This window comes from Streptomyces griseofuscus, from assembly GCF_014673495.1.
GTDB lineage: Bacteria > Actinomycetota > Actinomycetes > Streptomycetales > Streptomycetaceae > Streptomyces > Streptomyces murinus.
Map to the genome: position 1 here is coordinate 2,166,286 of NZ_CP051006.1, position 12,328 is coordinate 2,178,613.

Consider the following 12,328-nt stretch of genomic DNA (forward strand, 5'->3'; position numbering starts at 1 on the left):
CCTCAACGGCGTCTCACCGGAGGGCCGAAAAGGACCAACTGCCTTGCGCTGTAAGGCAGTACGTCCTCTCCCGGCGGGACCGCGCACAGCAGGGCGGCGCCGCCGCGATGCCCGAGTGCACCGCGTCGGCGCCGCCTGGGCGCTGCGTTCAGGACGGCCCGAAACGACCGCCCGGGGGACGTCAGTTGACGTAGACCGATGCCCCGCCGTCGGTCACCGGTGCGTACTTGGCACTGAAGTACGCGGTGGAGAAGCAGAGCGAGGACCCGGAGATCTTGGTGAACTGCTGGTTGGTGAAGGAGATGCTGTTGTCGGCGTTGGCCGTCTTCCCGGCCAGGCTCGGGCCCTGGTAGACACAGGTGACGCTGCCCAGCAGGGTGCTCAGCTTGACCGTGGACTGGATGACGGAGCCGCTCGGGGGCGTGACGGTGAGGGTGCCGGCGGAGGCGGCCGCCGCCGTGTAGGGCAGGTTGTCGATGGTCACACCGGAGACGCCGAGGACACCGGTGACATTGCTGGTGCAGCCGCTGAAGGTCTGCCCGGTGAGGGACTCGGTGGCGGTGCCCGGCGCGGTCGGGTTGGCGGTGACCTTGGCGGTGAACTGGGAGGTGCCGCACTTCACGCCGCTGGTGCCGGTCGAGCTGGAGTAGAAGGTGGCCGAGGTGCCGCTGGCCAGGGGCGCGGTGAGGGTGTCGCCGACCGCGACGGCGGTGCCGCCGGCGCTGCCCGTGGTGAGGACCGTGCCGGCCGCGGAGGCCGGACCGGCCGACACGAGGGCGAGCACGGTGGCGCTGGCGGTGGCGGCGAGAGCGATGAGGGTACGCGTACGCATGCGGGTGCCTCTCTGCTGGGGTGGGGAAACGCGGACGTGGGGGGTGGGGGCGGTGCGCGGCGGTGCGGATGTCGCCGCCGGCGCGGACCCGTCACGCCTTCTCCTTACGCGACGGACCAGCGACGGCGGCGGGCCGGACACCGGCCGGTACCCGGGGGGAATCGGCCGGGCCGGACGAACAAGGGAGGTGCCGGTACGGACCCGTGCGGGAGCTGTCCGTGCCGTACTCGCGCGACGTGCGGGAAGATCACCGTGCGGGAGGATCACCGTGCGGGACGGCCGCCGTTCGAAGGGGCCGATATGTGCGACGGCCCGCGTTCGAGACGATCGCCGCGCAGTGGAGCGGGTGCCGCGTAAGGGCCGGGAACGCGGCCGGTGCCCGCAGGGGACACGGCCGCTGCCGCTCGGGGGATCCGGCGCCACGGATCCGTGGAATCTGAGGAATTTGTAGCCCCGTCAACCATCGACGTCAACCCATCGGACCGCTCAACACATCTGCACACAGGGGAAGTTGAGGGTTCGCAGGGCGCGCACGCACCGTCGACACCCTTTTTTCACATCTCCCTTGACCCCAAAATGTAACCGGCGGTAACTTCCTCGAAAGGCTACCGCCGCGTAACGAGAAAGCCCTTGCACCCGCCGGGAGTGCGAGGAGGCGTCCGCGGCGGCCGCTGTCCGCGCCAGGACATCGCGCCACTGAAGCCCAACCCGCATTGATCCATGCCCATGGGAGCAGACATGGCCTCGTCCCCGGACCTCTCGTCCACCGGCAACACCCCCGAGAACCCGGAAAGCGGTTCACCGTCCGAAGCACCGAGCGGCACCGCGGCCTCCGCGGCCGGCAGACGGGGCCGCGTCCGGGCCCGTCGCGCCGCGGTGATGGCGGTGCCCGCCACCCTCGTCGCCGCCGGCCTCGCGGTCCTCACCGCGCAGGGCGCGCTCGGTGTGCAGTTCTCCATCTCCGGCATGCCGTTCACGGTCGCCGCGAGCCATCTGGACGGCACCGGCTTCGAACAGTTCGGCGGCCTGGACAACATGGCCGACGGCAGCCCCAACGCCGGTGACACCGGCGGCCAGGTGCTCATCGTCACTTCGGCGATCAAGAAGGCCACCCTGACCAAGCTGTGCCAGAGCGTCGACCTCGGCGGCACCAACCTGCTGATCACCGCGGGCGGCGGCGACACCAAGGTCAGCGCGTCCGATCTGACCACCGACTCCACCGAGATGTCGGGTGACGCCTCGTTCAACCACATCGAGATCGGCAACGACGCGAGCACGCTGACCGAGGCCAACGCGAAGGGCCCGATCGGCGTCTTCAGCCAGCAGGCCGACAGCGTGCACATCGACAATCTGCGGCAGACCAACTACGCCACCACGGCAGGGGTGTTCAAGCTGCCGGGTCTCAAGCTGCGCTTCAGCGACTCGGGTTGCTGAGCGCCGTGGCGGAGAGTCCCCGACCGGTTCCCCGGCGCTCCTTTCGGGCGTGGCGGGCCCGCCGGCCGTTCTGGGGCGGGCTGCTGCTCGCCCTGGGCGGCGGCGAGATCCTGCTGACCGAGAAGGCGTCGCTGAAGGTCGTGATGCACATCGGCATGCAGGGGCTCGCCGGCTATCTGCTGCCGGTCCTGATGGCGCTGCTGGGCCTGCTGGTCCTCTTCAACCCCACCCAGCGGCTCTTCTACTCCATCCTCGGGGTGCTCGCGTCGCTGGGCACCTGGGTCACGTCCAACCTGGGCGGCTTCTTCATCGGTCTGCTGCTCGGTGTCGTCGGCAGCTGTCTCGCCTTCGGCTGGCTGCCGGACCAGGAGCCCCGGATGAGCCGCCGCAAGCGCCGCCGCCAGGCACGGGCCCTCGCCGAGGAGGCCGGGACGAGCGCGGTATGACGTCCCGGAACTTTCCGGCCCCACCGTCAGTTTCTACGGTGTTGTAGAAGTTGCCGGTGGGTGCCGCGGGGCACCTGCCGTTGAACTGAGGAGCGAGCATGGCCCTGTGGGACCGCGTCAAGGAATCCGCGTCGCAGATGCAGAACCAGCTGGTGGCGAAGAAGAACGATCTGAAGAGCGGCGCCTTCCGGGACGCGAGCATGGCCATGTGCGCCCTCGTGGCCGCCGCGGACGGCACTGTCGACCCCTCCGAGCGCCAGCGCGTGGCCCAGCTCATCGCCACCAATGAGGTGCTCCAGAACTTCCCGGCGGACGATCTGCGCCGCCGCTTCGAGGACAATCTGAACAAGCTCACCACCGACTTCGCCTTCGGCAAGGTGAGCGTCCTCCAGGAGATCGCCAAGGCCAAGAAGAAGCCCGCCGAGGCCCGCGCCGTCATCCAGATCGGCATCGTCATCGGCGGCGCCGACGGCGACTTCGACAAGACCGAGCAGGCCGTCGTCCGCGAGGCCTGCTTCACCCTGGAACTCCCGCCGCACGAGTTCGACCTCTGACCGACGCGACGGCACGGGGGCGCGGCCGGAGAACTCCGGTCGCGCCCCCGGCCCACGCCCCCGTCAGCTCACCGGCTGAGGCTTGTAGGCGAAGGCGGACTGCCCACAGCAGTCGGCCGGGCCTCCGGTGTTGATCGCGTACGTCTCGCTGCGGTCGCGGGTGTCGCCCGCCCGGTAGGACACCTGGATGCTCTTGACCACGATGCTGGTCTTCGTGACGTTCCCGAGCGTCCAGGTCGCGTGCCCCTGGATCCAGGCGTTGCTGAGGCAGACCGACAGGGCTCGTCTCTTCCTCATCCGTTCCCCCGTGTTCCGTGTCACGCACGGCGACTTCGGAACCCGGCACCTGAAGGCGGCGGAGCGACTGGCTCATCGTCCCGGTGGGCGCCGGCCTGACCGTGGGCCAGGCCGGGCGGGAGACCGTCGTGCGCCCCGACGAGCCGGCCCTGTACGACAGTTGGCAGCCGTTCCGCATCCAGGTGACGGCGTCTGCTGAGGCTGCCGCTCGGCGGACTCGACCCCCTGCCGGCACGGCCGTTGCCGACGGGCCGGGGCGCGCGCCGCACGCTGCTGCTGCGCGTCGACTCCTTCATCCGGCAGCGGTTGCACGACGTGACGCTGTCCCCGGCCACGGTCGCCGCCGCGACCTCGCCGACCCGGCGCTGCGCGACATGCCGGTCCATCGCATCGCGGACCGCTGGGGCTTCAAGGGACACCCCGCTCTCACCCGGGCGTTCCGCGCCGCGTTCGGCACCTCGCCGCAGGACTACCGCAACAGCGCCCTCGCGGCGGCCGCGGACGAGCGGCGCTGAGGCGGGGCGCGCCGCAGGGCTTCCTGGAACTGCCAGGAGAACGGCAGGATGCCGAGGGACTCACGGCTGCCGACGGCAGTAACCGCACAGACCGGCCACCCGGATCGGACCGGTCCCCTCGTCGATCAGCTCGCCGACCCCCCGCCGGTACGGCCGCGGGGGGGGACGAGACCGGGTGGGACGGGTTCGCCCGTCAGTCGAGCCCCGCCGACTTCAGCCACGCCTTCGCCACGTCCAGCGGGTCCTTGTGCTGGAGTTGGACCTGGGTGTCCAGGTCGAGCAGGGTCGCGGTGTCGAGTTTGGCGGAGACCGCGTTCAGGGCGGCGACGCCCTTCTTGGGCAGGGCGGTCTTGGAGACGACGGGCTGGACGTTCTGGAAGCCGAAGAGGTTCTGGGGGTCCTTGAGGACGACGAACTTCTCCTTGGCGATGGTGGGGTCGGTGCTGAAGATGTCCGCGACCTGGACGTCGTTCTTCGCCAGCGCGGTCTGGGTGAGCGTGCCGCCCGCGTCCAGGGCCTTGAAGGACTTGAAGTCCAGGCCGTAGACGGACTTCAGGCCCACCAGGCCCTGCTGCCGGGTCTGGAACTCCGGGGAGCCCCCGATCACCAGGTCCTTGGCGACGGCCTTCAGATCGGCGGCGCTGGACCGCGCGGTGAGGTGGTACTTCCGCGCCGTCTCCGCGTTGACCGCCAGGGTGTCCTTGTCCTGCGCCGACGAGGGATCCAGCAGCGTCAGCTTGGAGGCGAGCTTGGCCTTGATCGCCGCCGTGGTCTCCTCGGCGCTCTTCGGCGTCGCCTTCGGGTCGAGATAGGCCAGCAGCGCCCCGTTGTACTCGGGCAGTACGGCGACGGAACCGTTCTTCAGCAGACCGTAGGTGGTCTCGCGGCTGCCGATGTTCGGCTTGTACGTGACGTCGATCCCCTTGGCCTTGAGCGCCTCGCCGTAGATGTCGGCGAGGAGGTTGCTCTCGGGGAAGTTGTTGGAGCCGACGACCACGCCGCCGGACTTGGCGGAGCAGCCCGCGAGCAGGGCCGTCGCCATCGCGAGCGCGACCGCCGCCGCCGCGCCCCTGTTCCTCCGTATGGACCTGCTGATCTGGCTTGTTGAAGTCACTACCTGATCCAATCCACGGGCTCGACGCCGAGTCAACGGCGCGCCCGGCTCTTGTAACGCATTCTTGATGAAGGGAAACGAAGGGGAACGCGGCCCGCCCGTCAGGTACTTCTGCGTACACCGCGTGACACGGTGACCCGGGCGGCCGCCCAGAACAGCAGGAGGGTCACCAGGGCGAGCCCGGCGACCAGCGCGGCGCCGCCCACGACCTTCTCGTAGTCGCGCTGGTAGAGGCCGTCGATGATGTAGCGGCCGAGGCCGCCGAGCCCGACGTACGCCGCGATGGTGGCGGTGGAGATGATCTGCACGGCCGCCGTGCGCAGCCCGGAGAGGATCAGCGGCAGCGCGACCGGCACCTCGACCCGGAACAGCACCCGCGCCTCGGACATCCCCATGCCCCGGGCGGCGTCCACCGGGGACGGATCGACGGTGCGCACCGCCTCGTAGGTGGTGACCAGGATCGGCGGTACGGCGAGCACCACCAGCGGGATCATCACCGGCAGCAGCCCGAGCCCGATCCACAGGACCATCAGCACCAGCAGCCCGAAGCTGGGCAGCGCCCGCCCCGCGGTGGCGATCAGCGCGAGCGCGTTGCCGCCCCGGCCGTAGTGCCCGGTGACCAGGCCGACGGGCAGCCCGATCACGGCGGCGATCAGCAGGGCCTCCAGCGAGTAGCCGATGTGCTCGGCGAGCCGGGTCGGTATGCCGTCGTAGCCGTGCCAGTGGGCGCCGTCGCCGAAGAAGGCGTGGACGAGGTTGAGTACGTTCACCGGGCGCCCTTCCTCGGCATCCAGGGTGTCAGCAGTCGGCGCACGAGGACCAGCAGGGCGTCGGCCAGGACGCCCAACACCGCTGTGGTCAGTACCGAGTTAACGGCCAGGGCGGGCCGGTGGTAGGTGTTGGCGTCGTAGAGCATGTTGCCCAGGGCGCCCTGGTTGCCGATGAGCATGCCGACGCTGACCAGGGACAGGCTGGAGATGACCGCCACCCGCAGGCCCGCGATGATCGCCGGTGCGGCGATGGGGAGTTGGACCTGGAGATAGCGGCGCAGCGGGCCGAAGCCCATCGCCTCGGCGGCGGCCAGCGTCTCCTGGGGCACCGAGCGGACGCCGTCCACGATGCCGGGGACCAGCACCACCAGGCTGTAGACCGCGAGCGGGATCATCACCGTGGTCTCGCTCTGCCCGAAGTAGTCGATGAGGACGACGAAGAAGGCGAGCGAGGGGATGGAGTAGAGCACGGTGGTGAGGCCGAGCACGGGCGGGTAGATCCAGCGGAAGCGGGCGCACAGCTGGGCGATGGGCAGCGCGACGATCAGCCCGGCCAGCACCGGGATCAGCGCCTCGCGCAGATGCAGTCCGACGAGTCCGAGGTAGCTGTACTGGAGGTCGCTCGGCAGATCGAAGAAGCCGTTCATCGGGCGGCCTTCGCCTCGGCGCCGGCCCGGCCGTGCGCGGCGCGGATCGCCTCCCCGACGGCCTGCTGCGACACGACGCCCACGGCGCGCCCGTCGCCGTCCACCGCGACCGCCCACCCGGTCGGTGACAGCACGGCCCCGTCCAGGGCGGTGCGCAGCGAGTCGGTGCCGGGCCGGAACGGCCGCCCGTGGTCAAGGAGCCGGTCCCGGTCGAGGGGCGCACCGGGCTCGGCCCAGCCGAGCGGCCGGCCGTCGGCGTCGGTGACCAGGAGGTAGGGCGCGTCGGCAGCGGCGGCGAGCCGGTCGGCGTCCGCGTCGAGCGGGACGAGCGGCGCGGTCGCGAGCTCCAGTGCGTCGGACGGGAAGAAGGACAGCCGCCGGATGCCCCGGTCGGCGCCGAGGAAGTCCTCCACGAAGGCGTCGGCGGGTGCGCTGAGCAGCTCGGCCGGCGGGGCGAACTGGGCCAGCCGGCCGCCCTCGCGCAGTACGGCGACCATGGTGCCCAGCTTGATCGCCTCGTCGATGTCATGGGTGACGAAGACGATCGTCTTGCCCAACTCGTCCTGGATCCGCAGCAGTTCGTCCTGGAGCCCCTTGCGGACCACGGGGTCGACGGCGGAGAACGGCTCGTCCATCAGCAGCACCGGCGGATCCGCGGCGAGTGCGCGGGCCACCCCGACGCGCTGCTGCTGGCCACCGGAGAGCTGGTACGGATACCGCTTGGCCAGCGACGCGTCGAGGCCGACCCGCGCCATCAGTTCCGCGGCCCGCCCGCGTGCCTTCTGCTTGGTCCAGCCGAGCAGCCGGGGCACGGTGGCGATGTTGTCGAGGATGGTGCGGTGCTGGAAGAGCCCCGCGTTCTGGATGACGTAACCCATGGACCGGCGCAGGGAGTTGACCGGCTGCTGCCGGATGTCCGCGCCGTCCAAGAGGATGCTGCCCTCGGTGGGCTCCACCATCCGGTTGATCATCCGCAGGGTCGTCGTCTTGCCGCAGCCGGAGGGCCCGACGAGGACGGTGATCGCGTGGTCCGGTATCTCAAGCGACAGCCGGTCGACCGCGACCGTGCCGTCGTCGTACCGCTTCGTGACTGCATCTATCCGTATCAAAACGCCGAACACCCTCCGGGTCTGACAGCTCTCCGCCCGCCCGCGGCCACGGCACGGCCGACGACGCGCGGGCCGCTGCCGCGAGAGTCTAGACGGCAACGGCCCGGTTCATCCGGCCTGTTCGAGGCGTGTCAGCCCGCCTCGGGCTCCAGCCTCAGTGAGATCGAGTTGATGCAGTACCGCTGGTCGGTGGGGGTCGCATACCCCTCCCCCGCGAAGACATGCCCGAGGTGCGAGCCGCAGCGGGCGCAGCGCACCTCGGTGCGGACCATCCCGTGGGAGCGGTCCTCGATCAGCTCCACGGCGTCGGTGTCCTTCGGGTCGAAGAAGGACGGCCAGCCGCAGTGCGAGGCGAACTTGGTCTCCGAGGTGAACAGCTCGGCACCGCAGGCGCGGCAGGAGTAGACGCCCTTGGCCGTGGTGTCCGTGTACTCGCCGGTGAAGGCGGGCTCGGTCGCGGCCTGGCGCAGCACCGCGTACTCGTTCGGACTCAGCTCCGCACGCCACTGCTCGTCCGGCTTCTCGATGTCGTACGACATGGGTCTCAGCCCCTTACTGCTGCGACAGGCGGTCCAGGATCAGCGGGCCCAGGTCGGTCACATCGCCCGCGCCCATGGTGAGAACGAGATCACCGGGCCCGGCCATTCCCGCGATCACGGCCGGGATCTCCGCCTTGTCGTGCACCGCGGTCACCTCGGCGTTCGCGGTCCGCGCGGAGTCGATGATCAGCTCGCTGGTGACACCCGGGATCGGGTCCTCGCGGGCCGGGTAGATGTCCAGGACCACCGAGGCGTCGGCGAGCGCCAGGGCCTGGCCCATCTCCTTGCCCAGTTCCTGGGTGCGGGAGAACAGATGCGGCTGGAAGACGACGAGGATCCGGGCGTCCCCGGCGGCGGCCCGCATGGCCTCCAGGTCCGCGGTCATCTCGGTGGGGTGGTGGGCGTAGGAGTCGATCACCTGCACCCCGGCGGCCTCGCCCTTGAGCTGGAGGCGCCGCTTGACCCCGGTGTAGGCGGCGATGGCGGGCGCCAGCTCGGCGGCCGGGATGCCGAGGGCCGCGCCGGCGGCGAGCGCGGCGACGGCGTTGAGCGCGTAGTGCCGGCCGGGCACGGAGACCGCGAAGGTCAGCTCCTCGCCGTCGACCACGGCGGTGACCAGGCTCTTCAGGCCCTGCGGGACGATGGCGGTGACCCGGACATCGGCGTCCGCGGCCTCGCCGTACGTCACCGTCCGCACCGATCCGGCCAGCCGCCGGGTCAGCTCGCGGGCGCCCTCGTGGTCGGCGGAGATCACCAGGGTGCCGCCGGGCACGATCTTCCCGGCGAAGGTCTCGAAGGACTCGTAGATCTCGTCCATCGAGGCGTAGTTGGCGTGGTGGTCCAGCTCGACGTTGAGGACGATGGCGACCTCGGGCGCGTACTTGTGGAAGCTGCGGTCCGATTCGTCCGCCTCGGCGACGAAGATGTCGCCCGCGCCGTGCAGCGCGTTGGATCCGGGCGCGTCCAGGTCGCCGCCGATGGCGTACGAGGGCTTCAGGCCCAGTTCGCCGAGCGAGACGGCCAGCATCGAGGTGGTGGTCGTCTTGCCGTGCGTGCCTGCCACGGCGATCGGACGCAGCCCCTGCATCAGCGCGGCCAGCGCGTCCGAGCGGTGCACGACCGGGATGCCCAGCTCGGCGGCGCGGGCCAGCTCCGGGTTGTCCTCGCGGATCGCCGAGGAGACGACGACACAGCTGGCGTCGTCGGCGAGGTGCCCGGCGGCGTGCCCGAGGTGCACGGTGACCCCGAGCGCCCGCAGCGCCTGCGCGGTCGCCGAGTCCTTGGCGTCGCTGCCGGCGACCTCGGCACCGCGCTGCGCGAGGATCTTCGCGATCCCCGACATCCCGGCGCCGCCGATGCCGATGAAGTGCGGTCGGTCCATGGCGGCAGGAAGGCCGGGTGCCATGTGTTTCTCCCCAGAGACGGTACGAGCTGAAGCGGGGCCTAGCCTATGCGCTCGGCCCCCGCCTTCGGTGAAGCCCCTACGCCTTGCTGTGCGAGAACAGCTTCAGCACCGGCACCCCCACCTTGTGCCGGGCCCGCGAGGCCCAGTCCCGGTGGAAGAACTCCTCCACATAGTGCGGGTCGGTGAGCACGATCACCTCGTCCGCGCCCACCTCCGCCACGATCGCCTTCAGCGCGTCCAGCGGATGGTCCTCGACCAGCCGTCCGTCGGCGACGCTGCCGGAGGCCCGCAGGGCGGCGACGGAGACGTCCAGGGCCTGCCGGCCGACGCTGCGCGCGTCCTCCCCCTCCGGGGTCTCGTGCTCGCGCACCGCCTCGTCCAGCTCGCCGAGCGCGATGTCGTCGATGGCCCGCAGCAGGCGGTCCGCCTGGTCGCCGCGCGGCTGGAGAAGCACATGGAAGGCGACCGGCTCGTCGCCGTGCAACGTGGTGACGAACTCGACGTCCGCGGACGTCATTGCCTTCTCGATCATCAGAACGCTTGTGAACACCAAACGCCTCTTCTCCTCCGTGGGCCGTGGCCGGACCCCTGCGGAAACCATTTTCCCCCGCGCCTGCACGGGTACTGCGGGTCTAAGTGTGCCCGCCGAAGACCAAACGGAACGGCAGATTCCGCTGATTTCAGGGCCGACGGTAACGACCGAACAGAAATCCGTCCTCCTCCAGGAGGGACACGAGTTCGAAGCGGCGCGGCACGGCGACCGACGGCCCCCCGGCGACCCGCTGCGCGTCCCCCGCCGTGAGCGTCGGCGACAGGGTCAGACACAGTTCGTCCAGCACCTCGGCGGCGATCAGCTGGCCGAGCAGCCGGGGCCCGCCCTCGGTGAGCAGCCGGTGGTGGCCGAGCCCGGCGAGGGCGCGCACGGCGCGTTCGGGGTCGACGCCCATGCCCTCACCCGCCACGACCACCCGGGCGCCCGCCTTCTCGGCGGCGGCGACCTTCTCGGGCGCGGCCGCGGCGCCGGTCAGGATCAGCGTGGGCACCAGGGGCGAGGCGAACAGCGGGAGCGAGAAGTCCAGGTCCAGGCTCGCCGTGACGACCGCGATCGCCGGCGCGGGGCCCTGGCCTGCCGCCTCACGCGCCGCGGCGAAGTCCGCCCGGGCGCGGGCCGGGCGGTAGCCCTCCTGCCGTACCGTTTCTGCGCCGACGACCACGACATCCGCGAGCGCCCGCAGCGTGCCGAAGATCCGCATGTCGGTGGCGCTGGAGATGGGCTGGGAGTGGCCGTCGTGCTGGGCGGCGCCGTCCAGCGAGGACACCATGTTGCCGCGCAGCCAGGGGCGCTTCGCCGGGTAGGCGTAGGCGGCGGCCAGCTCGGCGAGGCTCCACTCGCGGTCGGCGCCCGCCGCGCCCCTTTCGCCCCCGCCGGAAGCCTGGGCTGGTGTTTCGTAGGTCACAGGGAACAGGCGTCGCATGTCGTGCAGTGTGACACGGCGCTTAGCATGGGTAATCGTGTCGTCCTCCACCACCGCCCCCGGATCCAGCGCCCTGACCGAAGCGGGCCCCCTCTCCCTCTGCGAGCGCGAGCCGCACGTCCCCGCGGACCGGCTGGTCGCCGAGATGGTGCCGCCGCCGCGCTTCGACTCGGTCCGCTTCTCGACGTACATACCGGACCCGAACCAGCCCAGCCAGACCGAGGCCGTCACGGTCCTGGAGGGCTTCGCGGCCGGGCTCGGCGGGGCGCACGCCTCCGGCGCGGGCCGGCGCGGCTTCCTCGGCCTCGGCCGGGCGAAGGCGCCCAAGACCCCGGCGGGCCCCCGCGGTGTCTATCTCGACGGCGGTTACGGCGTCGGCAAGACCCATCTGCTCGCCTCCCTGTGGCACGCCACCCCCGCCGAGCCCTCCCGCAAGGCGTTCGGCACCTTCGTGGAGCTGACCAACCTGGTCGGCGCCCTCGGCTTCCAGCAGACCGTGCGGACCCTGTCCGAGCACCGGCTGCTGTGCATCGACGAGTTCGAGCTGGACGACCCGGGCGACACGGTGCTCGTCTCGACGCTGCTCGGCAAGCTGGTCGAGGCCGGGGTCGCGCTCGCCGCCACCTCCAACACGCTGCCCGGCAAGCTGGGCGAGGGCCGGTTCGCGGCCGCCGACTTCCTGCGCGAGATCCAGGGACTGTCCGCCCACTTCCGAGCCCTGCGCATCGACGGCGAGGACTACCGCCACCGGGGTCTGCCCGAGGCGCCCGCGCCGTTCACCGACGAGCAGGTGACCAAGGCGGCGTACGCCACCGAGGGCGCCTCCCTCGACGACTTCCCGCGTCTGCTGGACCACCTGGCCAAGGTGCACCCGAGCCGGTACGGCGCGCTGACCGACGATCTGAAGGCGGTCTGCCTCACCGATGTGCGCCCGGTGCCGGACCAGTCGACGGCGCTGCGCCTGGTGGTGCTCGCGGACCGGCTCTACGACCGCGAGGTCCCGGTCCTGGCGTCCGGACTGCCCTTCGACAAGCTGTTCAGCGAGGAGATGCTGAACGGCGGCTACCGCAAGAAGTACTTCCGCGCGATATCCCGCCTCACGGCGCTCGCCCGGGACGCGAAGGGGCTCGTCGGTTCCTGACCGGAAGGGTCTCGTCGGTTCCCGACCAGAGGGCTCCATCCCCCCATAGG

15 protein-coding genes are annotated in these 12,328 nt (G+C 71.0%); 5 read left to right on the plus strand and 10 right to left on the minus strand.

Features of this window, described 5'->3' with window-relative positions:
- Window positions 1–181 precede the first annotated feature (181 nt).
- Window positions 182–832, minus strand: a complete 651-nt coding sequence (locus tag HEP81_RS09515; protein ID WP_037655449.1) for a hypothetical protein — start codon at window positions 830–832, stop codon at window positions 182–184.
- 738 nt (window positions 833–1,570) lie between these two features.
- Between HEP81_RS09515 and HEP81_RS09520 the strand changes: the two genes are divergently transcribed.
- From HEP81_RS09520 to HEP81_RS09530, 3 genes are all read left to right on the plus strand, one after another.
- The gene (locus tag HEP81_RS09520) at window positions 1,571–2,266 is read left to right on the plus strand and encodes a DUF6230 family protein (protein ID WP_037655446.1); all 696 of its coding nucleotides are present in this window, start codon (window positions 1,571–1,573) and stop codon (window positions 2,264–2,266) included.
- A 5-nt stretch (window positions 2,267–2,271) separates the two neighbouring features.
- Entirely contained in the window at window positions 2,272–2,712 is a 441-nt protein-coding gene (locus HEP81_RS09525) for a DUF6114 domain-containing protein (protein WP_172636824.1), read from the plus strand.
- Window positions 2,713–2,810: 98 nt separating this feature from the next.
- Window positions 2,811–3,266: a tellurite resistance TerB family protein gene (locus tag HEP81_RS09530; protein WP_037655442.1), complete on the plus strand. Its 456-nt coding sequence runs from the start codon at window positions 2,811–2,813 to the stop codon at window positions 3,264–3,266.
- 63 nt (window positions 3,267–3,329) lie between these two features.
- On the opposite strand, the gene HEP81_RS09535 is transcribed toward HEP81_RS09530, so the two are convergent.
- Window positions 3,330–3,563, minus strand: a complete 234-nt coding sequence (locus tag HEP81_RS09535; protein ID WP_037655439.1) for a hypothetical protein — start codon at window positions 3,561–3,563, stop codon at window positions 3,330–3,332.
- Between the two features lie 182 nt (window positions 3,564–3,745).
- On the opposite strand from HEP81_RS09535, the gene HEP81_RS42635 reads away from it, so the two are divergent.
- Window positions 3,746–4,078, plus strand: coding sequence for a helix-turn-helix domain-containing protein (locus HEP81_RS42635; protein ID WP_397912151.1), 333 nt, complete (start codon window positions 3,746–3,748; stop codon window positions 4,076–4,078).
- Window positions 4,079–4,271: 193 nt separating this feature from the next.
- Here HEP81_RS42635 and HEP81_RS09545 read toward each other — a convergent pair whose 3' ends face one another.
- The 8 genes from HEP81_RS09545 to HEP81_RS09580 form a co-directional block, all read right to left on the minus strand.
- Complete coding sequence (locus tag HEP81_RS09545; protein WP_037655435.1) at window positions 4,272–5,192, minus strand: ABC transporter substrate-binding protein; 921 nt, start codon at window positions 5,190–5,192, stop codon at window positions 4,272–4,274.
- Between the two features lie 101 nt (window positions 5,193–5,293).
- Window positions 5,294–5,962 (minus strand): ABC transporter permease, encoded by a 669-nt coding sequence (locus HEP81_RS09550; protein WP_037655434.1) that lies wholly within the window; start codon window positions 5,960–5,962, stop codon window positions 5,294–5,296.
- The gene (locus HEP81_RS09555) at window positions 5,959–6,609 is read right to left on the minus strand and encodes an ABC transporter permease (RefSeq protein ID WP_037655432.1); all 651 of its coding nucleotides are present in this window, start codon (window positions 6,607–6,609) and stop codon (window positions 5,959–5,961) included. Before HEP81_RS09555 ends, HEP81_RS09550 begins: the two co-directional genes overlap by 4 nt.
- Window positions 6,606–7,718, minus strand: a complete 1,113-nt coding sequence (locus HEP81_RS09560; RefSeq protein ID WP_037655430.1) for an ABC transporter ATP-binding protein — start codon at window positions 7,716–7,718, stop codon at window positions 6,606–6,608. Before HEP81_RS09560 ends, HEP81_RS09555 begins: the two co-directional genes overlap by 4 nt.
- A gap of 131 nt (window positions 7,719–7,849) precedes the next feature.
- Window positions 7,850–8,257: a peptide-methionine (R)-S-oxide reductase MsrB gene (gene msrB / locus HEP81_RS09565; protein WP_037655428.1), complete on the minus strand. Its 408-nt coding sequence runs from the start codon at window positions 8,255–8,257 to the stop codon at window positions 7,850–7,852.
- Window positions 8,258–8,270: 13 nt separating this feature from the next.
- Entirely contained in the window at window positions 8,271–9,662 is a 1,392-nt protein-coding gene (murC, locus tag HEP81_RS09570) for a UDP-N-acetylmuramate--L-alanine ligase (RefSeq protein WP_037655426.1), read from the minus strand.
- Between the two features lie 76 nt (window positions 9,663–9,738).
- Window positions 9,739–10,212, minus strand: a complete 474-nt coding sequence (locus HEP81_RS09575; protein WP_172636825.1) for an indole-3-glycerol phosphate synthase — start codon at window positions 10,210–10,212, stop codon at window positions 9,739–9,741.
- A 130-nt stretch (window positions 10,213–10,342) separates the two neighbouring features.
- Complete coding sequence (locus HEP81_RS09580; RefSeq protein ID WP_037655423.1) at window positions 10,343–11,137, minus strand: pyrimidine reductase family protein; 795 nt, start codon at window positions 11,135–11,137, stop codon at window positions 10,343–10,345.
- Window positions 11,138–11,174: 37 nt separating this feature from the next.
- On the opposite strand from HEP81_RS09580, the gene zapE reads away from it, so the two are divergent.
- On the plus strand, window positions 11,175–12,278 hold the full coding sequence (zapE, locus tag HEP81_RS09585; RefSeq protein WP_037655421.1) for a cell division protein ZapE: 1,104 nt from the start codon (window positions 11,175–11,177) through the stop codon (window positions 12,276–12,278).
- The last annotated feature ends 50 nt before the right edge of the window (window positions 12,279–12,328 follow it).

Excerpts from the sequence above, each read along its gene's own strand:
- HEP81_RS09515 (WP_037655449.1), bottom strand. The coding sequence starts at position 832 with ATGCGTACGCGTACCCTCATCGCTCTCGCCGCCACCGCCAGCGCCACC.
- HEP81_RS09520 (WP_037655446.1), top strand. The coding sequence starts at position 1,571 with ATGGCCTCGTCCCCGGACCTCTCGTCCACCGGCAACACCCCCGAGAAC.
- HEP81_RS09530 (WP_037655442.1), top strand. The coding sequence starts at position 2,811 with ATGGCCCTGTGGGACCGCGTCAAGGAATCCGCGTCGCAGATGCAGAAC.
- HEP81_RS09535 (WP_037655439.1), bottom strand. The coding sequence starts at position 3,563 with ATGAGGAAGAGACGAGCCCTGTCGGTCTGCCTCAGCAACGCCTGGATC.
- HEP81_RS09555 (WP_037655432.1), bottom strand. The coding sequence starts at position 6,609 with ATGAACGGCTTCTTCGATCTGCCGAGCGACCTCCAGTACAGCTACCTC.
- msrB (WP_037655428.1), bottom strand. The coding sequence starts at position 8,257 with ATGTCGTACGACATCGAGAAGCCGGACGAGCAGTGGCGTGCGGAGCTG.
- murC (WP_037655426.1), bottom strand. The coding sequence starts at position 9,662 with ATGGCACCCGGCCTTCCTGCCGCCATGGACCGACCGCACTTCATCGGC.
- HEP81_RS09580 (WP_037655423.1), bottom strand. The coding sequence starts at position 11,137 with ATGCGACGCCTGTTCCCTGTGACCTACGAAACACCAGCCCAGGCTTCC.